Consider the following 18,717-nt stretch of genomic DNA (forward strand, 5'->3'; position numbering starts at 1 on the left):
ACTCCCCTCCACAGGGACACTCCTCCACTCGCGTCCAGCGAACAACCGGTCCGCACCGCGGCCCTTCGAAAGGAAGACAAGGAATGAAGAAGACCCTGGGTCTGGCCGTGGCCACGACCACTGCGGCGCTCGTCCTCACCGCGTGCGGTGGGGGTGCCACCGGCTCGACCACCGACCCCTCGGCGGGTGCGTCGGGCAACGCCGGCAAGTCCATCACCCTCTGGCTCGCCGGCACCGACACCCCGAAGGAGCTGCGCACCTACCTGCAGGACACCTTCAAGGCCAAGACCGGTGCCACCCTCAAGATCGAGGAGCAGAGCTGGGGCGACCTCGTCACCAAGCTGACGACCTCGCTGCCCGACCCGAAGAACACGCCCGACGTCACCGAGATCGGCAACACGCAGAGCCCGACCTTCACCAACGTCGGTGCCTTCAGCGACGTGTCGGACATGTACCAGGAGCTCGGCGGCAGCAAGCTGCTCCAGTCCTTCGTCGACGTCGGCAGCGTCGACGGCAGGCAGTACGCCCTGCCCTACTACTTCGGCTCGCGCTACATGTTCGCGCGCAAGGACGTCTGGCAGGAGGCCGGCGTCGCCGCGCCGAAGACCCTCGACGAGTTCAACGCCGCGGTCAAGACGATCACGACGAAGAACCCGCGCAGCATCAAGAACTTCTCCGGCTTCTTCCTCGGCGGCCAGGACTGGCGCAACGGCGTCTCGTGGATCTTCGCCAACGGCGGCGAGCTCGCGAAGCAGGAGAACGGCCAGTGGGTCTCGACGCTCGCCGACCCCAACACGGTCAAAGGCCTGACCCAGCTGCAGGACCTCTACAAGAACGCGTCCAAGGCCCCGGCCGACGCCAAGGACCAGACGCCCTGGCTCTACGTCAACGACGCCGACGAGATCCTCGACGAGTCCGGCAACGTCACGGGCAAGACGTCCCTCGCCGCCGCGACGATCATGGCGCCGGGCTGGGCCCACTGGTCGATCGGCGACCTCGTCGAGAAGGACGGCAAGAAGGTCCGCGAGTGGAACGACAAGAAGTTCAGCGCCTTCGTCCTGCCGGGCAACGACGGCAAGCCCGCCCCGGTCTTCGCCGGTGGCTCGAACATCGCCATCTCCAAGGCCAGCCAGAACCAGGCCCTCTCCAAGGAGCTGCTGAAGATCATCTTCTCCGCGGACTACCAGAAGAAGCTCGGCGGCGCCGGCCTCGGCCCGGCCAACACCGACTACGTCAGCTCCCTCGGTGACGACCAGTTCGCCAAGGCCCTCATCGACTCCGCGACCAACTCCAAGCTCACCCCGGCTGCTCCGGGCTGGGCGACCGTCGAGTCGAAGATGATCATGGAGGAGTTCTTCTCCAAGATCCGGGACGCCTCCGACCTCACGGCCCTGGCCCAGGAGTACGACGCGAAGATCACGCCGCTGCTCAACCTCAAGTGACCTGACCGTCGCGTGACACCACGTCCGGCGGTCGGGACCCCCTCCCGCCCGACCGCCGGACGCCAGGTTCGAAAGGCCCGCCCATGACCTCCACGGCGACCGCTCCCCCCGAGACCGCCCCGGCACCGGAGCCCACGGCTCCCGCCCGCCCCGCCCGACGGCACACGCCCGCGTGGCTCGTGCTCCCCTCGCTCGTCCTGCTCGTCGCCGCGCTCGGCTACCCCGTCGGGTGGCAGGTCGTCACGAGCTTCCAGCACTTCGGGATGATGCAGCAGTTCGGCCAGCCGCCCGAGTGGGTGGGTCTGTCGAACTACGCGACCCTGGTGACGGACCCGGAGCTCTGGGTCATCGTCGGACGCTCCATCGCCTTCTGCATCGTGTGCGCCCTGTCGACGGTGGCGATCGGCCTCGGTCTCGCCCTGCTCATGGGCGCGGTCACCCGCGCCGGGCGTCTCGTCCTCCAGGTCGCGCTCCTGCTCGCCTGGGCCATGCCGGTCGTCGCCTCGATGACGGTGTGGACGTGGATCGTCAACTGGCGCAACGGGTTGCTCAACTGGGCGCTCGAGCGCGTCGGTGTCGACGCGCAGGGGCACAACTGGCTCGTCGAGCCGCTCTCGTTCCTCGTCGTGGCGGCCGTCATCGTCGTGTGGATGAGCGTGCCGTTCGTGGCCCTCTCGATCTACGCCGGGCTGACCCAGCTCTCCCCGGAGGTGCTCGAGGCAGCCGAGATCGACGGCGCGGGAGGCTGGAAACGCCTCCGGCACATCATCCTCCCGCTCGTGGCGCCGGTCATCTCGATCGTCCTGCTGCTCCAGCTCATCTGGGACCTCCGGGTCTTCACGCAGATCAAGCTGCTCCAGGACGCCGGTGGCGTGGCCAACGAGACCCACCTGCTAGGCACGTTCATCTACCAGCTCGGCACGGGCGCAGGCGATTTCGGGATGGCCAGTGCCGTCTCGATCGTCATGCTCCTGCTCACCGTCGCCATCAGCTGGTACTACGTCCGCTCGCTCATGAAGGAGGAGTCGTGAGTCGCATCCTCGCCCCCGCCCGCTCGCGTCGGTCCACCCGACGCTCGGTGCTGACCGTCGTCGCCGTCCTCGTCGCCCTCGTCTGGGCGTTCCCCGTCTACTGGATGCTCAACTCGGCCTTCCTCGACAAGGTGACCCTCCAGTCGAGCACCCCGACCTTCCTGCCCTTCGGCGGCTCCCTCGACAACTTCGCCACGGTCTTCGGCGACGCGGGCTTCGTTCGGGCGCTGGGGATCTCGCTCGCCGTAACCCTCGTCACCGTCGCCGCGGCCATCGTCATCGCCTTCCTCGGGGCCCTCGCGATCAGCCGCTTCCGCTTCCGCGGCCGACGCTCGTTCATCCTCGCGCTGCTGCTCATCCAGATGCTGCCCGCGGAGGGACTCTTCATCGCGCAGTACAAGATGATGAGCTCGGTGGGCCTGCTCAACAACGTCCTCGGCCTCGCCCTGCTCTACACGGCGGCCGTCGTCCCCTTCACCGTGTGGATGCTGCGCGGCTTCGTCGCCGGCGTGCCCGTCGAGCTCGAGGAGGCGGCCATGGTCGACGGCCTCTCGCGCACCAAGGCCTTCCTGCGGATCACGTTCCCCCTGTTGGCTCCCGGGCTCGTCGCGTCGGGCGTCTACGCGTTCCTCCAGGCGTGGAACGAGTTCACCGTGGCGCTGGTCGTCATGACCGAGGAGCAGTCCCGCACGCTGCCGCTCTGGCTGCGCGGCTTCGTCCAGGCGAGCGCGACCCGCGAGACCGACTGGGGCCAGGTCATGGCCGCGTCGACCGTCGTCGCGGTGCCCGTCATCGTCTTCTTCCTCGTCGTCCAGGGACGCATGAGCAACGGCCTCGTCGGCGGAGCGCTGAAGGGCTGAGATGAACACCTCACGAGAGGCGCTGCGGCGCCTCGTTGTCGGCACGCTCATGCCCGGTTTCGTCGGCACCACCGTCCCCGCGTGGATCGAGCGGGAGTATGCCGCCGGGCTGGCCTCCGTCTGCCTCTACGGCGCGAACGTGGTGGACCCCGACCAGCTGGCGACCCTGTGCGCGTCGCTGCGGGAGGCCGCGCCCGACCTGCTCGTCGCCGTCGACGAGGAGGGCGGTGACGTGACGCGGCTGCACTACCCGACCGGTTCGACGCAGCCCGGCAACGCGCTGCTCGGGCGCCTCGACGACACCGGGCTGACGCGGAGCTCCGCCTCGGCCATCGGACGCGAGCTCGCGGCATACGGCATCAACCTCGACCTGGCGCCCGTCGTCGACGTCAACTCGGCCGACGAGAACCCGGTCATCGGGGTGCGCAGCTTCGGCGCAGACGCCGCCCACGTGGCCCGGCACTCCGCCGCCTATGTCGAGGGCGTGCAGTCGGTGGGCGTCGCGGCGTGCGCCAAGCACTTCCCTGGCCACGGTGACACGGTCACCGACTCGCACCACGCGCTGCCCCGGGTGCACGCCGAGGCGCACGTGCTCGACGTGCGCGAGCTCGAGCCGTTCCGCGCAGCGATCGAGGCTCGCGTCGCGTGCATCATGACCTCCCACGTCGTCGTCAGCGCCATCGACGCCGAGCGTCCGGCGACCTTCTCGCCGATCGTCCTCGGGGACGTGCTGCGCGGCCGTCTCGGCTTCGAGGGTGTCATCGTGTCCGACGCCCTCGACATGGCCGGGGCCTCGGCGGAGACCGGCATCCCCGAGGCGTCCGTGCGCGCCCTCGTGGCGGGGTGCGACCTGCTCTGCGTCGGGTCCGAGACGACGGAGGCTTGCTACCTCGCCGTCGTCGAGGCGCTCGTGGAGGCTGCGGCGTCCGGGCGGTTGCCGGTCGACCGCCTCGGGGAGGCGGCGGCGCGGGTCGCCCTGCTGTCCAAGGGTTTCGCCATGGGTGGCGTGGGTGCGAACTTCGTGCAGGATGACGACGCGGCGGAGCCGGCATGGGCCAATGGCGCTCTCGTCGGGGGCTTCGAGGTGGGCGGTGCGGTCCGGGCGTGGCTCGACGCGCCCGGTGACGCCGTCATCGTGCAGGTCGCGTCCGACCCGAACCTCGCCGTCGGACGCGTCGCCTGGGGGCCGGATGCCGCCGGGCTGACCACCGCCGAGCCGGACGTGCCGGATGGGGCGAGGGTCGCCGTGGCCGGTCGCGGTCTCGCGGCCGGGCACCCGTTGTGGGACGTCGCCGAACGGCTTCGCGCACAGGGACATCCGACGATCGTCGTCGACTGCGGCTGGCCGCGCGGCGGAGCCGACCTCGTGACCTTCGGCGGCTCCGTCGTCGTGGCCCAGGCCCTCGGCCGCTACCTCGGGGTGCCCGCGCGATGACGGCGGGGCACCGGCTCGGCATCGACATCGGCGGGACGAAGACGGCTGTGGCCCTCGTGGCCGACGGCTCGGTGCAGGCGATGCGCTCGGCGCCGTCCGGACGCGGTGCGTCCGGAGTCGTCGACGTCGCGGTGCGGCTTGCACGGGAGGTCCTCGATGCGCACGCGCCTCGCGCGCGGGGTCGTGGTGCCACGGTGCCGGTCGGGGCCTGCATGCCCGGGCTCGTCGACCCGGTCAGCGGCTTCGCCCGGCACGCCGTCAACCTCGAGGTCGAGTCCCTGGACCTCGCCGGCGAGCTCTCGGCGCGCCTCGGCGTCCCCGTGGCGGTCGAGAACGACGTCAAGGCCGCCGCCCTCGGCGCCTGGCGCCTGCGCGGGTCCTGGTCCGCGGGGTCCGCGGGGTCCGCGGGGTCTGTGGCGGGCGTCGGGCCGGCACGCGGGTCGGACGACCGTGGAGGCGAGTCGGCGCTGGCCTACCTCAACCTCGGGACGGGCCTGGCCTCGGCCGTCGTGCGCGACGGGATCGTGGTCCGCGGGATCGACGGTGCGGCAGGCGAGATCGGGCACCTGCCTGTGGGCGGGGACGCGCCGTGCACGTGCGGCCAGGTCGGCTGCCTCGAGACCGTGGCCTCAGGGTCCGCGCTCGCCCGGCTCTGGCCCGCGACGCGGCGTCGAGCACGGGACCCCTTCGCTGCGGCGGCTGCCGGTGACGCCCTCGCCGGCGCCGCCGTCGACGTGCTGTGCACGGGGGTGGGTCTGGCGGTCCAGGTGCTCGCCCTGGCCTCGGGCGCCGAGCGTGTCGTCGTGGGCGGCGGCCTCGCCGGGTTGGGCGCGCCCCTGCTCGACGGGATCCGTGCAGACCTGATGCGGCGGGCACGCAGCTCGAGGATCATCGACGTCCTCGGCCTGCCCGACCGCGTCGAGCTGCTGCCTGCCGACGTGCCCGTGGCCGCGCTCGGAGCTGCCTGGCTCGGTGTCCCGGACGTCCCACGCCTGGCCGCGGTCGCGTCCCCGGACGCCAGTCCCGACGTCGCCCTGCCCGGTGAGAGGGTGGGCTGATGGAGGTCCTCGTCCTGCCCACGCCTGCCGACGTCGCACGCCGAGCCGCGTCGGTCGTCATCGAGGGGCTGGCCGCTGCCCGCCGCCCCGAGCCCGTCATCGGACTCGCCACCGGATCCTCCCCGCTCGGGCTGTACGCCGAGCTGGCGGGGGCCGTGGCGAGCGGCCGCCTCGACCTGCGCGGTGCCAGCGGGTTCGCGCTCGACGAGTACGTCGGCCTGCCCGCGGGGCATCCCCAGTCGTACCGCGAGGTGCTGCTGCGCGAGGTCTGCGGGCCGCTGGGACTGGCGCCCGACCGGCTGCACGTGCCGGACGGCTCCGGCCACGACGAGGACGAGCTCGTTTCCGGCGCAAGGGAGTACGAGCGCCTCATCCGTGACGCGGGTGGTGTCGACGTGCAGATCCTCGGTATCGGCGCCAACGGCCACCTCGGCTTCAACGAGCCCGGGTCGGCGCTGTCGTCGCGGACCAGGGTCAAGCGCCTGTCGGACCGGACGCGTCATGACAACGCGCGCTTCTTCGACGGGATCGACGACGTGCCGACGCACTGTGTCACCCAAGGACTCGGCACCGTCCTCGACGCGCGGCGGCTCGTGCTCGTCGCCTCCGGGCGGGGCAAGGCGGCGGCCGTCGCGGCCGCGCTCGAGGGTCCGCTGTCGGCGTCGTGCCCCGCGTCGGTGCTCCAATGGCACGCCGACGCGACCGCCGTACTCGACGGGGCCGCGGCCTCGGGCCTGCGCAACCGGGACTACTACGACGCCTCGGCCGCCGGGCTGTAAACGGACGCGGGGACCCAGCGGGACGCCATACCCCACGTTCGGGCGTGTCGCATACCGCTGTGGACAGCGCACAGGGGTGAGGAACTTGTTCTCCACACCCCGTGGAAAGGCGTTTATGCAGGTCAGCGAGCACGAACTCGTGTGACCGGCGCCACATGCCCACAGTTGTGCACACACCTTGTCCACACCTGTTGACGGCGTGTCGGGGATGACCGTCCACCGGTTGTCCACAGGCGGTTCGGCGCGGATGGCTCCTGAGGTTGTTGTCGGTCGAACCCCGCACCTACGGTGGGTCGGGTGCTCCTCGGGAGGGTGAGCGCGCGAGCTGGGTAGGACTCGTCCCCCCTCGTTCCAGCACTGTCGGCACGACGTTGTCTACTGGTGTGGACCAAGTTGCACTGATGTCATTCATCACTCAGGGGAAGGGGAGCACGTGTCGCTCGATGAGCTGAGCACGAGCGCGTTCGCGTCGTCGTCGACCCGTGACGGGGGACCTCCGGACGACCGCCTCCCGCCCCAGGACGTCGGGGCCGAGCAGTCCGTCCTCGGCGGCATGCTCCTGTCCAAGGACGCCATCGCCGACTGTGTCGAGCAGCTCAAGGGCACCGACTTCTACCGCCCCGCGCACGAGCTCATCTACGACGCCGTCCTCGACCTCTACGGTCGCGGCGAGCCCGCCGACGCCATCACCGTCAGCGACGAGCTGACCAAGCGCGGCGACCTCGGGCGCGTCGGGGGCCAGGCCTACCTCCACCAGCTCATCGCCTCGGTGCCCACCGCGGCCAACGCCGGCTACTACGCCCAGATCGTCGCCGAGCGCGCCGTGCTGCGCCGCCTCGTCGAGGCCGGCACCCGGATCGTCCAGCTCGGCTACGCGCAGGGCGGCGGTGACGTCGAGGACATCGTCAACGCGGCGCAGGCCGAGGTCTACGCCGTCGCCGACAAGCGCGGCGGCGAGGACTACCACGCCATCGGCGACATCATCGAGGCCACGGTCGACGAGATCGAGGTCGCATCCGGCCGATCCGGCGAGATGACCGGTGTACCAACGGGATTCACCGACTTCGACGCCCTGACCAACGGTCTGCACCCCGGCCAGATGATCGTCATCGCCGCCAGACCGGCGATGGGAAAATCGACCATCGGACTCGACATCGTCCGGTCTGCTGCGATCAAGCACAAGATGGCTGCCGTCGTCTTCTCGCTCGAGATGAGCCGCACCGAGATCACCATGCGTCTGCTCTCGGCCGAGGCCGGCATCCAGCTGCAGCACATGCGCAAGGGCACGATGCGCGAGGAGGACTGGACCCGCCTCGCTTCGACGATGGGCCGAGTCTCCGACGCACCGCTCTTCATCGACGACTCGCCGAACATGTCGCTCATGGAGATCCGTGCCAAATGCCGCCGGCTCAAGCAGCGCGAGAACCTCAAGCTCGTCGTCATCGACTACCTCCAGCTGATGAGCTCGGGCAAGCGCGTCGAGTCGCGCCAGCAGGAGGTCTCGGAGTTCTCGCGTGCGCTCAAGCTGCTCGCCAAGGAGCTCGAGGTCCCGGTCATCGCGATCTCGCAGCTGAACCGTGGTCCCGAGCAGCGCACCGACAAGAAGCCCGCGATGAGCGACCTTCGCGAGAGCGGGTCGATCGAGCAAGACGCGGACATGGTGATCCTGCTGCACCGCGAGGCCGCCTACGAGAAGGACTCCCCGCGCGAGGGCGAGGCTGACCTCATCGTGGCCAAGCACCGAAACGGTCCCACCGACACGATCGTCGTCGCCTTCCAGGGTCACTTCAGCCGCTTCACCAACATGGCCAACAACTTCTGACCCGGATCCCTTGGCAGCACAGGCCGCTCGCACACGGGCGAAATGGCGTGGTCGCCTCCAAGGCCACGCCTCTAGGGTGGATCCATGGCGTCGGTGAGACAGGTCCAGGTCACGTTCGACTGCGCGGAACCCGAGAGGGTCGCTCGCTTCTGGTGCGAGGTGCTCGGCTACGAGGTGCCGCCACCGCCCGAGGGTTTTGCCTCGTGGGACGAGTTCGACCAGTCACTCCCTCCGGAGCGTCAGGGTTCGGCGTTCGCGTGCTCCGACCCCACCGGTGTGGGCCCGCGCCTGTTCTTCCAGCGCGTCCCCGAGGGCAAGGTCGTCAAGAACCGGGTCCACCTCGACGTCCGGGTCGGCACGGGGCTCGTCGGTGACGAGCGCCTGGCGGCCCTCGAGTCCGAGTGCACCCGGCTCGTCGCGCTCGGTGCCACCCGAGGGACGCTCCTGCGCGCCGACGGTTTCAACGAGTCGTGCCAGGTGATGCAGGACGTCGAGGGCAACGAGTTCTGCCTCGACTGAGCGACGGTCGCCCGTCGCGAGTGACCGCCCAGCCGGTGGTCCGGGTGGGCGGTCACGTCGCGGGGACGGGGTCGAGGTCAGTCCTCGGCCAGGGCGGCGAACCTCTGCTTGGTGTCGGTGTACCAGGCCATGGACTTCTTCGGGTGCCGCCACCGGCCCTTCATGGCCTCACGTGCCTCCTGGTGGGTGCCGTCGCCGGCCTTCTCCGCCTCCTTGAGGTGGCGGTCCTGGGCCTTGATGATCTCGTCGGCGGTCTCGGCCCGGTGCTCGAGGTCGCAGGGTCCTCCGAGTGCTCGGCAGGTCATGGTCTTCATGGTCATCTCCTTCTCTCGTGTGCTGTCCTGCACTACTGACGATCGGGACGGGGCAGATGTGACAGGGCCGACCGGGCCCTCGGTGGGATCAGCGCTCACACCGCGGGCTCCAGGCGCCGGATGTCGGTCCAGCCGGTCCAGCCGCGCTCCTCGAGCAGCTCCAGCAGCCGGCCCGCGCACGCGAAGGACTCGAGGAACGCCGCGTCGAGGAGCGCGACCAGGTCGTCGCTCACGGGGTGCACGTCCTCGATGCCCTCGGCCTCCGCCGACGCGGCCTCGATGAAGGCGGCGACCCGGTCGGCGAGGGCGGGCAGACGCGGGTCGTCGGGGGTGCAGTCGACGAGGTCGCCGACGTCGAGGTAGAGCCGGCGCAGCACCTCGTGCTCGATCTGGGTCTGCTTGATCTCCATGAAGGCCGCGACCTCGTCCGGCATCTGCGCCGCGATGAGGATCCAGCTGTCGCGCTCGACCTCGATGAGTCGCTCGGGGAAGCCGAACTCGCGCATCCGGTCGAGGTAGGCGACCGCCTCGGGCGGCAGCGCCAGGCTGTCACCTGCTGCGAGCTTGGCGATGCGCTCCCGGTGCCGCTGGAGCTCGCGGATCTCGGCGCGCAGGCGGCGGTCGATCTGCTCGACCGCCGCCGCGAACTCCTCGTCACCCGCCTCCAGCAGCTCGTGCACCCGAGACAGGGGCACCCCCGCGTCGGCCAGGGTGCGGATCCGGACCAGCTCGACGACCGCTGCAGCGTCGTAGCGCCGGTAGCCCGAGTGGTCGCGCTCGGGCTCGGGCAGCAGCCCCTTGGCGTGGTAGTGCCGGACGGTGCGGACGGTGACGCCGGCATACGACGCGAGCTGGCTGATGGTCAGCATGGCCCTATTCTGCGACCTTCGCGCACACCTGCGCGGCGACCTCGCGGTTCAGCGTGGACCGCCACGTGTCGGCGTACGTCGTCACGCCGCGCAGTCGCTCGTCGCAGAACGCCGCGACGTCACTCCCGGTGACGTCCAGGACGTGCCTGCCCTCGGCGGCACTGGTCTCGAAGAGCTCGAGGACGTCCTTCAGGACCGCGACGACGTCCATGCCATCGCCAGAGGTGAAGCGCCACATGTAGGACTTCATCTCGCCGTAGACGACCCGGTAGTCGCGGGGCAGGGTGCGTGCCCGCGCCTCCATGGCCTTCCACTCCTTCTTGTCGCCGATGATCTTGGTCAGCAGGTTGTTCATGACGGTGTCTCCTTCGCGGGTGGTGGGGACGGCGGCGGTGTCAGGCGAGCTTGCTGCGGTAGGTGCGCATCGCCAGCGCGTAGGCGACGAGGAGGAGCCCGACGCACCAGGCGAGGGCCACCCAGCCGTCGCTGCCGACGGGCTGCTGCGCGAAGAGGCTGCGGATGGTGTTGACGATCGAGGTGACCGGCTGGTGCTCGGCGAACCACTGCACGGGGCCGGGCATGCTCTCCGTGGGCACGAAGGCCGAGCTGACGAAGGGCAGGAAGATCAGCGGGTAGGAGAAGCCGCTCACGCCGTCGACCGTCTTGGCGGTCAGCCCCGGGATCACGGCGAGCCAGGTGAGCGCCAGGGTGAAGAGCAGCATGATCCCGAGCACTGCGAGCCAGGCGAGCACACCGGCGCCGGTGCGGAAGCCCATCGCCAGGGCGACGAGGACCACGAGCACGAGCGAGGTCATGTTGGCCACGACCGACGTCAGCACGTGCCCCCACAGGAACGCCGAGCGCGTGATCGGCATCGACTGGAACCGTTCGAAGATGCCGCCCGAGACGTCGGTGAAGAGCCGGAAGGCGGTGTAGGCGATGCCGGAGGCGACGGTGATGAGCAGGATGCCGGGCAGCAGGTAGTTGACGTAGGAGGCGCCTCCCACGTCGATCGCCCCGCCGAAGACGTAGACGAAGAGCAGGAGCATGGCGATCGGGGTGACGGCGGTGGTGATGATGGTGTCCGGGCTGCGCAGGATGTGGCGCAGGGACCGCTTGAGCAGGACGTCGGTGTCGTGGAGGACGTAGGTGGTCATCGCTGGGCTCCTTGGCTGGCGGCGCCGTCGTGACCGACGATCGCGAGGAAGATGTCTTCGAGGGACGGCTGCTTCTCGACGTACTCGACCTTGGCCGGCGGGAGGAGCTGCTTGAGCTCGGCGAGCGTGCCGTCGGCGATGATGCGGCCGTCGTGGAGCACCGCGATCCGGTCGGCGAGGTGCTCGGCCTCGTCGAGGTACTGCGTGGTGAGCAGGACGGTGGTGCCGCGGCCGGCCAGCTCCTGCACCGTCTTCCACACCTCGATCCGCGACTGGGGGTCGAGCCCCGTCGTCGGCTCGTCGAGGAAGAGCACCGGCGGGTCGCCGATGAGGCTCATCGCGATGTCGAGGCGACGGCGCATGCCACCCGAGTAGGTGGCGACCCGCTGCCCGGCGGCGTCGGTGAGGCCGAACCGCGAGAGCAGGGCGTCGGCGATCGCTCCCGAGCCCTCGAGGCGCCGCAGCCGGGCGACGAGCACGAGGTTCTCGCGGCCGGTGAGGATCTCGTCGACGGCGGCGAACTGCCCAGTGAGACTGATCGACTCGCGGACCTTCTCGGGTTCGGTGGACACGTCGTGCCCGTTGACGGAGGCGGTCCCGCCGTCGGCCTTGAGCAGCGTGGACAGGATCTTCACCGCCGTGGTCTTGCCGGCGCCGTTGGAGCCGAGCAAGGCGAAGATGGTGCCCGCGGGGACGCTCAGGTCGACGCCCGTGAGCACTGCGTGGTCGCCGTAGGACTTGGTGAGCCCGGCGATCTCGATGGCTGGTTGAGTGGTCATGCGTACAGCGTGCAACCCTGACGCAGCGTCAAGGTCAAGCGGCAATCTGTACCGATTTTTCCAGCCGGTCGGTGACCCGTCAGCGCGCCTCATCGAGGATGCGCTGACGCACGCCCAGCAGCCGGGCCGTGGCGCTCTCGTCGGACCGCGCGGAGTCGGTGAGCCAGTCGACCAGGGCCCGGTCGTCCCGCGTCACCCCCGCGCGCTCGTCGGCGACGGCGGCGGCCATCAGGGCCCCGGCGCGCGGTACCGGCAGGGCGTCGCCGAGCACCTCGTCGGCCCAGCTGTCCGCCGAGCGGAGGAGGTCGTCGTCGACATGGCGCCGTCGCGCCCGACCCAAGGCGTCCGCGGCCACCGGCAGCGATCCCACCGCGCCGGAGTCCGCCACCGAACGTACCTCCGACACCAGCGCGTCGAGGTGGATCTCGAGCAGCCAGGAGGGCATCCCCCGGGCGGCGAGGACCCGCGACAGCCACTCGACCTGGTGCACCGCGCGGTCCTCGGCCAGGGTCGCGAGCGAGACGAGCCACGCGGAGTCCGTCGTGGCGAACCGTGAACCGCGCGCACCGTAGCGGGCGCCGTAGTAGGGCATGGCGTCGATCGACCCCTGGGCGGCCCGAACGGCGGCGCGCAGGAGGGTCGCATCGGTCGTGATCTCGTAGCCACCGGAGGCCGGGTTGACGATGCCGGCGTCCACGGCCTGCCCGGTGGCGCGCCGGAGGAGCCCGGCCATGACGTGGCTCCTCGCCTCGGCGACCAGGGCGGCGACCCGGTCGGGATCGGCGTCCGCCACGACGTCACCGGTGAGCGCAGACCGCAGCACGGCCTCATCGGTCGATCCCGTTGCGACGACGAGCCGCTCGACCCCGACAACCGCTGCGAGGACGGCAGGGTCCTCCAGCGGACCGGTCACCTTCCGGTCGGCATGATCGAGCAGGATCCGGTGCGCGTGGTCGTCGTCGACGGGCTCTGTCACGGGTCCAATCCTTGTCCATCGCCCCCAGCCGTGTCAGGCGACCCCGAACTTCGTGGTCCCGGGAATGGGTGGCGGCGCGGCCGCGTTGACCGGACCGGAGGGCATACCCGTGGGGGGTATGCCGGGTGGCGGGCCCAGCGGGTCCCCGCAGCTCCCGGGACCGGAAGGACGAGACGATGAACCACCCAGCGCACACCCATCACGCAGCCCACGAGGCGCGCGCGGCCCACGGTGGAGGGCTCGCCTCGATGGCGGCCAGTGCCACGCTGCACTGCCTCACGGGCTGTGCGATCGGAGAGATCCTCGGCCTCATGATCGGCACGGCGGTCGGGCTCGCCACGGGGGCGACCATCGCGCTGTCCGTGGCGCTCGCGTTTCTCTTCGGCTACGCACTCTCGAGCCTGCCCCTGCTGCGCAGTGGTCTGACGCTCGGCGCCGCGCTGGGGCTCGTCGTGGCCGCCGACACCGTCTCGATCCTCACGATGGAGGTCGTCGACAACCTCGTCATGGCCGTCATCCCGGGTGCCATGGACGCGGGGCTCGTCAACGCCGTCTTCTGGGTCGGGATGTCGATCTCGCTCGTCGCGGCGTTCCTCGCCGCCTACCCGGTGAACCGCTACCTGCTCGCCCGCGGCAAGGGCCACGCCCTGACGCACGAGCACCACGGGTCGGCCGCTGCGGTCACCGGAGCGCGCCGTTTCATCCCCGACCTGCCCGCGCCGGCCCTGGCGGCGGCGATCGCCGCGTTCATGCTCGGTGGGCTCGTCGTCGCGGTCGCCGACGGGCTGGCATCTCCCAGCGCGGCGACCCACGCGGCCGTCAGCACGACGCGCTGACGGCGGACGCCGAACGTCCGGGTACGGCCCTACGCTGCCAATGGTGGGCCCGGTGGTGGTCCGAGGACAGCATCAGGGGCGGACGGGCCTCTGGGAGAAGGGGACTGCGATGACCGATGTGACCTACGACGACCAGACCGGCGCCCGCTTCGAACGGGCCAGGCTCACCGGCGCCTCCTTCGAGGACGTCTACCTCGACCGCGCCACCTTCCACGACGTCGATCTGCGAGGTGCGTCGCTGCGCCAGGTCGACCTGCGGGGCCTTCGCGCCCGCGACGTCTGGCTCGAGGACGTCGACATCACCGGCGACGTCGAGAACCTCGTCATCAACGGCGTCGACGTGGCGCCCCTCATCGAGGCTGAGCTCGACCGCCGGGACCCCGACCGGCCCAAGATGCGACCGACCGACGCCGCCGGCTACCGCGAGGCCTGGGACGTCCTCGAGCGGCTCTGGGCCGGCACCGTCGCGCGCGCCCGCACCTTCCCGGCCGACCAGCTGCACGAGCGCGTCGACGGCGAGTGGTCCTTCATCGAGACCCAGCGGCACCTCGTCTTCGCCACCGACGCGTGGGTGTGTCGCGCCCTCCTCGGTGAGCCCGAGCCGTGGGACGCCCTCGACCTGCCGCACGACGACATGCCCGACAGCCCGCCCGTGCCTCGCGACCGGGACGCGCGCCCCTCGCTCGACGAGGTGCTCGCGCTGCGCGCCGACCGGACGGCGACGGTGCGCCGGGTCGTCGACGGGCTCACCGACGAGGCGCTCGCGGGCACCACCGAGCCCGTCACCGCGCCCGGCTACCCCGAGCCCGAGTCGTATGCCGTGACCCGCATCCTGCGCACCATCCTCAACGAGGAGTGGCAGCACCGCCTCTACGCCGAGCGGGACCTCGACGCCCTCGCCGCCGGCGCGGGCGACCCCGCCCCGGCCACCCACTGACCCGGCCACCCACTGACCCGGCCACCCCCTGACCCGGCGCTGGCTGACCCGGTCGCCCGGCGACCTCACAGCCGGTTCCCGGCGGTTTCCCACCCACGGCTCCTACACTGCTCCATCACCATGCGTGCGCGGGCGCGTGCAACCGCCGACCCCGCCGACCGCCGAACCCAGGAGGTTCCCGTGGCAGATCTCGGGTGGCCGGAGCTGAGCATCATCGCCCTCGCCGTCGTGCTCCTCTTCGGCTGGAAGCGCATGCCCGACATGGCCCGCAGCCTCGGGCGGTCGGCGCGCATCTTCAAGTCGGAGGTCGACCAGATGCGGACCTCGGCCGACGTCCCTGAGAACCACGTCGGCTCCGCCACGAGCGCCGTCTCCGAGGCGGACGACCGCGCGGCCGCCGCCGAGGCCGAGGTCGCCCGGCTGCGTGCCGAGTTCGAGACCCGGAAGCACGCGAGCGGCTCGCACTAGTCTGCGACCGTGACGAGCGACCCCTCCGCCCTCCCCGAGCCCGAGCTCGAGCGCGACACGGAGCCCCACGCCGTGGCCGACACCGAGCCCGCGACCGAGCGCGCGACCGTGGCGCTCCTCGTCGGCGACGTGCGCACCGAGCCCCTGGACGAGCAGGTCCCCGCCGGGGTGGAGGTGCTCGGCGGAGCGCCGACCGCCGCCGTCACGACTCTCGCCGAGGTCGCCGGCGCCGAGGTCGGCGTCTGGGAGATGAGCCCCGGCACGGTCACGGACGTCGAGGCCGATGAGGTCTTCGTCGTGCTCTCCGGCCGGGCCGCGCTCGCGGTCGAGGGCGGTGCGACGCTCGAGCTCGGACCCGGCTCCGTCGTGCGGTTGCCCGAGGGTGCGCGCACGGTGTGGACGGTCACCGAGACGCTCCGCAAGATCTACGTCACGCCCCGCGCCTGACGGCATACGCCATCGGTCGCCCGTCAGGCGACGGTGTGGATCGGGTCGTTCGGCAGCCGGCGCACCTTGGCGCGGCGGCGACGCCGCTCCGGGATCATCGAGCGCATCTCCTCGAGGCGGCCGAAGCACAGCAGCCGGTCCTCGGCCTCGAGCACGACGCGGCGCCGCGGGTTGGGGACGACGCTCGTGCCGCGGTGCAGGGTGAGCACCTGCAGGTCGCGCTCCTCGAGCCCCGAGTCGCCGATCGTCTTGCCGATGATGTCGGCGCCGGCGTGCACGACGAGCTCGGCGACGCCGTAGCCCGTCGAGACCGTGAGCCGCTGGCGCACGTCGATCTCGGGGAAGGCGACCTGGCCGGCGATGTGGTCGATGATCGCGCCGGCGACATCGAGCTTCGTCGCCGTCTCGATGCCCTCGAGACCGGGGGAGGAGTTGACCTCCATGACGAGGGGGCCGTCGTTGCCCTCGAGCATGTCGACGCCGGCGACGCGCAGGCCCATGATCTGCGCCGAACGCACGGCCGCCTGCTCGTACTCCGGCGTCAGCTCGACCGCCTCGACGGTGCCGCCGCGGTGGACGTTGGAGCGGAACTCGTCGCCGCTGGCCCGTCGCCGCATCGCGGCGACGACGCGGTCACCGACGACGAGCGCGCGGATGTCACGGCCCCGGCTCTCGGTGACGAAGCTCTGGATGAGGACGTTCTGCTTCGTGCTGTGCAGCGTCTCGATGATCGCCTCGGCGATCTTGATGTCGGGCGCGAGGATGACCCCGATGCCCTGCGTGCCCTCGAGCAGCTTGATGACGACGGGCGCGCCGCCGACGCGCTCGATGGCCGGCATGACGTCGGCGCGGTTGCGCACGAACGTCGTCGCGGGCATGCCGATGTTGTGGCGCGACAGGATCTGCGCGGCGCGGAGCTTGTCGCGCGCGTTGGAGATGCCGTTCGCGGTGTTCGGCGTGTAGACGTCCATCTGCTCGAACTGCCGCACGACGGCCGTGCCGAAGTAGGTGATCGAGTTGCCGATGCGCGGCAGCACCGCGTCGTAGTCGGAGATCGGGCGCCCGCGGAACTGCAGGTCGGGCTCCGGGCCCGAGAGGTCGATGGCGAAACGGAGCGTGTTGAGCACCCTCACCTGGTGCCCGCGGTCGAGCGCTGCGGTGCGGAGACGCTGCGTCGAGTAGGCACGCGGCGCGCGCGAGAGGATCGCGAGTTTCATGCAGGGTCCTGCCAAGATGGGCGGGTGTCTGGGCCGGCCTATTCAAGCACTCCCGTCGGGTGGAGGGAGTGGGTCGGCATGCCTGCGATCGGCCTGCCGTGGCTCAAGGCCAAGATCGACACCGGTGCTCGCACCTCGTCGCTGCACGCCGAGGACGTCGTGGAGTTCGACCGCGACGGCGAGCCGTGGGTGCGCTTCACGGTGCACCCCTGGCAGGACGCCACCGACGACGCCCACACCATCGAGTGCCCGGTCCACGACCGACGCAGCGTGCGCAGCTCGTCGGGGCACGTGACCAAGCGCCTCGTCGTGCGGCTCGACCTCGCGCTCGCCGGCCGCACGGTCCCCGCAGAGGTGACGCTGAGCAAGCGTGACCGGATGGGCTTCCGGATGCTCGTCGGTCGGGAGGCGCTGCGCCAGGGCTACGTCGTCGACCCCTCGCGGTCGTATGCCGGCGGCAAGCCCCCCAAGGACGTCCGGCGCCGCAACCGCGGTCGCTGACCCGCGCGCACGACGGCGGTCGCGAGCAGGGCGAGTGCTGCGGCACCGAACGGCGCTCCCGGGCCGTATGCCGTCCCGAGCGTCGTGAGGACGACCGGCGCGACCGACGTGGCGAGTCCCCACGTCAGTCCCAGCACGGCGAGGTAGGTGCCGCGGGACCCCTCAGGTGCCAGGGTGCCGGCGCGGGCCATCGTCGTCGCGATGACGAGGAGGCCGCCGACGTCGAAGGCGACGAGGCCGAGGGCGAGCGTCGCGGGGTGGACGGCGAGTGCGATCGTCGCGAGACCGGCCGAGGCGACCACCTCGCCGACGAGCAGGACACCGGCGTCGTCTGTGCGGCGGCGCAGTGCAGCGGCGAGCCACGCGCCGGGGACGCTGGCTGCGGCGCCGGCGGCGAGGACCCAGCCCGTGACGGCCGGGGCCAGACCGCGCTGCTCGACGAGGAGCGGCACCCCGAGCACGACGACCATCGTCACGGTGGCGGCGACGGTCCCGAAGGCGACGACCGGGCGCAGGCGCCGGTCCTGGAGCGCTGCGGCCCACCGAGCGCGGGCGACGGGCGTGATGCGGTGGCGTGGGCGTGGGCGTGGGGAGGTGCCCACTCGACGTGAGTCCTCGTTGACCGGGCGGTTCTCCACCGAGAAGGTGGCGTGGGGGATGCGGCGGGCGACGAGGGCGGCGCAGGCGAGGCAGGTCGCCGCGTCGACGACGAACAGCCACCGCAGGCCGGCGCCCGAGACGGCGGCCGCGACCAGCCCGGCGAGGACGCCCGCGACCGCGAGGGAGGCGTTGAGCGCGGAGTAGGCGAAAGCGCGGGCATCCTCGGGCACGAGATCGGAGACGAGCGCCTGCGTCGGCGGCTCGACGACCTCGTACGCCAGCCCGAGGAGCACGGCGCCGAGGAGGGCCCAGGCGAAGCCCGGTGCCATGGCGATGACGAGCTGGGCGACCGCGCAGCCGACGAGGCCGAGGAGCATCGTCGACCGGTGGCCCCAGGCGTCGGTGAGGTGACCGCCGACGATGCGCGAGGGGATCGTCGCGACGCCGAAGCAGGTGAGGACCAGCGCGGTCTCGGCGGCCCCTGATCCGAGGTCGCGGACGAGGAGCACACCGAGGAAGGCCATCGAGAAGCCGCCGAGCCGGTTGACGCACCGGGCGAGGATGAGCAGGCGCAGCTGGGGCGGCAGTGCGGTCGCCTCGCGGTGGCTCCTCACTCGGATCTCCTGACTGTCGAACTAGACTTTGGCAGTCACGAGACTATGAAGGAGGA

General features: G+C 71.2%; 21 protein-coding genes. 13 read left to right on the plus strand and 8 right to left on the minus strand.

Translation table 11 applies throughout. The annotated features are described in order from the left end of the window. Window positions 1-83: 83 nt before the first annotated feature. From ASD90_RS00820 to ASD90_RS00855, 8 genes are all read left to right on the plus strand, one after another. Window positions 84-1,442, plus strand: a complete 1,359-nt coding sequence (locus ASD90_RS00820) for an extracellular solute-binding protein (protein ID WP_056750320.1) — start codon at window positions 84-86, stop codon at window positions 1,440-1,442. A gap of 83 nt (window positions 1,443-1,525) precedes the next feature. After that, on the plus strand, window positions 1,526-2,473 hold the full coding sequence (locus tag ASD90_RS00825; RefSeq protein WP_056750323.1) for a carbohydrate ABC transporter permease: 948 nt from the start codon (window positions 1,526-1,528) through the stop codon (window positions 2,471-2,473). Further along, window positions 2,470-3,333 (plus strand): carbohydrate ABC transporter permease, encoded by an 864-nt coding sequence (locus ASD90_RS00830; protein ID WP_056750326.1) that lies wholly within the window; start codon window positions 2,470-2,472, stop codon window positions 3,331-3,333. The genes ASD90_RS00825 and ASD90_RS00830 overlap by 4 nt, the downstream gene beginning before the upstream one ends. Window position 3,334: 1 nt before the next feature. After that, window positions 3,335-4,768, plus strand: a complete 1,434-nt coding sequence (gene nagZ / locus ASD90_RS00835) for a beta-N-acetylhexosaminidase (RefSeq protein ID WP_056750328.1) — start codon at window positions 3,335-3,337, stop codon at window positions 4,766-4,768. Then, window positions 4,765-5,826 carry an ROK family protein gene (locus tag ASD90_RS00840; protein ID WP_056750329.1) on the plus strand — a complete coding sequence of 354 codons (1,062 nt, stop codon included), beginning with the start codon at window positions 4,765-4,767 and terminating at the stop codon, window positions 5,824-5,826. Before nagZ ends, ASD90_RS00840 begins: the two co-directional genes overlap by 4 nt. Further along, window positions 5,826-6,605 carry a glucosamine-6-phosphate deaminase gene (locus tag ASD90_RS00845; RefSeq protein WP_056750332.1) on the plus strand — a complete coding sequence of 260 codons (780 nt, stop codon included), beginning with the start codon at window positions 5,826-5,828 and terminating at the stop codon, window positions 6,603-6,605. The genes ASD90_RS00840 and ASD90_RS00845 overlap by 1 nt, the downstream gene beginning before the upstream one ends. A gap of 433 nt (window positions 6,606-7,038) precedes the next feature. Then, the gene (gene dnaB / locus ASD90_RS00850) at window positions 7,039-8,427 is read left to right on the plus strand and encodes a replicative DNA helicase (RefSeq protein ID WP_056750334.1); all 1,389 of its coding nucleotides are present in this window, start codon (window positions 7,039-7,041) and stop codon (window positions 8,425-8,427) included. An 84-nt stretch (window positions 8,428-8,511) separates the two neighbouring features. Further along, a complete protein-coding gene (locus tag ASD90_RS00855; RefSeq protein ID WP_056750337.1) occupies window positions 8,512-8,946 on the plus strand; it encodes a VOC family protein in 435 nt (144 codons plus the stop codon). A gap of 77 nt (window positions 8,947-9,023) precedes the next feature. Here ASD90_RS00855 and ASD90_RS00860 read toward each other — a convergent pair whose 3' ends face one another. The 6 genes from ASD90_RS00860 to ASD90_RS00885 all read right to left on the minus strand — a co-directional run bounded on the left by ASD90_RS00860 (window position 9,024) and on the right by ASD90_RS00885 (window position 13,041). Next, window positions 9,024-9,260 carry a DUF1059 domain-containing protein gene (locus tag ASD90_RS00860; RefSeq protein ID WP_056750339.1) on the minus strand — a complete coding sequence of 79 codons (237 nt, stop codon included), beginning with the start codon at window positions 9,258-9,260 and terminating at the stop codon, window positions 9,024-9,026. Between the two features lie 95 nt (window positions 9,261-9,355). Then, a complete protein-coding gene (locus ASD90_RS00865) occupies window positions 9,356-10,129 on the minus strand; it encodes a MerR family transcriptional regulator (RefSeq protein ID WP_056750342.1) in 774 nt (257 codons plus the stop codon). A 4-nt stretch (window positions 10,130-10,133) separates the two neighbouring features. Further along, window positions 10,134-10,484 carry a DUF1048 domain-containing protein gene (locus tag ASD90_RS00870; protein WP_056750345.1) on the minus strand — a complete coding sequence of 117 codons (351 nt, stop codon included), beginning with the start codon at window positions 10,482-10,484 and terminating at the stop codon, window positions 10,134-10,136. 40 nt (window positions 10,485-10,524) lie between these two features. Next, entirely contained in the window at window positions 10,525-11,286 is a 762-nt protein-coding gene (locus tag ASD90_RS00875) for an ABC transporter permease (RefSeq protein WP_056750349.1), read from the minus strand. Beyond that, on the minus strand, window positions 11,283-12,065 hold the full coding sequence (locus ASD90_RS00880) for an ABC transporter ATP-binding protein (protein WP_056750352.1): 783 nt from the start codon (window positions 12,063-12,065) through the stop codon (window positions 11,283-11,285). Before ASD90_RS00880 ends, ASD90_RS00875 begins: the two co-directional genes overlap by 4 nt. Before the next feature lie 79 nt (window positions 12,066-12,144). Further along, window positions 12,145-13,041 (minus strand): hypothetical protein, encoded by an 897-nt coding sequence (locus ASD90_RS00885; RefSeq protein WP_056750354.1) that lies wholly within the window; start codon window positions 13,039-13,041, stop codon window positions 12,145-12,147. Window positions 13,042-13,217: 176 nt separating this feature from the next. Here ASD90_RS00885 and ASD90_RS00890 point away from each other — a divergent pair, with 176 nt between their 5' ends. The 4 genes from ASD90_RS00890 (at window position 13,218) to ASD90_RS00905 (ending at window position 15,729) form a co-directional block, all read left to right on the plus strand. After that, a complete protein-coding gene (locus tag ASD90_RS00890; protein ID WP_235506336.1) occupies window positions 13,218-13,877 on the plus strand; it encodes a DUF4396 domain-containing protein in 660 nt (219 codons plus the stop codon). A 109-nt stretch (window positions 13,878-13,986) separates the two neighbouring features. Next, entirely contained in the window at window positions 13,987-14,814 is an 828-nt protein-coding gene (locus tag ASD90_RS00895; RefSeq protein ID WP_056750357.1) for a DinB family protein, read from the plus strand. Between the two features lie 180 nt (window positions 14,815-14,994). Next, window positions 14,995-15,282, plus strand: coding sequence for a Sec-independent protein translocase subunit TatA (locus ASD90_RS00900; protein WP_056750360.1), 288 nt, complete (start codon window positions 14,995-14,997; stop codon window positions 15,280-15,282). Between the two features lie 9 nt (window positions 15,283-15,291). Beyond that, on the plus strand, window positions 15,292-15,729 hold the full coding sequence (locus ASD90_RS00905) for a cupin domain-containing protein (RefSeq protein ID WP_082588392.1): 438 nt from the start codon (window positions 15,292-15,294) through the stop codon (window positions 15,727-15,729). 23 nt (window positions 15,730-15,752) lie between these two features. On the opposite strand, the gene ASD90_RS00910 is transcribed toward ASD90_RS00905, so the two are convergent. Beyond that, a complete protein-coding gene (locus ASD90_RS00910) occupies window positions 15,753-16,946 on the minus strand; it encodes a RimK family alpha-L-glutamate ligase (RefSeq protein WP_056750361.1) in 1,194 nt (397 codons plus the stop codon). Between the two features lie 78 nt (window positions 16,947-17,024). Between ASD90_RS00910 and ASD90_RS00915 the strand changes: the two genes are divergently transcribed. Further along, window positions 17,025-17,447, plus strand: a complete 423-nt coding sequence (locus tag ASD90_RS00915) for a RimK/LysX family protein (protein WP_056750364.1) — start codon at window positions 17,025-17,027, stop codon at window positions 17,445-17,447. On the opposite strand, the gene ASD90_RS00920 is transcribed toward ASD90_RS00915, so the two are convergent. Next, window positions 17,369-18,661, minus strand: a complete 1,293-nt coding sequence (locus ASD90_RS00920; protein ID WP_056750366.1) for an MFS transporter — start codon at window positions 18,659-18,661, stop codon at window positions 17,369-17,371. The two genes, ASD90_RS00915 and ASD90_RS00920, sit on opposite strands and share 79 nt — an antisense overlap. Between the last annotated feature and the right edge of the window lie 56 nt (window positions 18,662-18,717).

Source organism: Terrabacter sp. Root181, assembly GCF_001428505.1.
Taxonomy (GTDB): Bacteria; Actinomycetota; Actinomycetes; order Actinomycetales; family Dermatophilaceae; genus Terrabacter.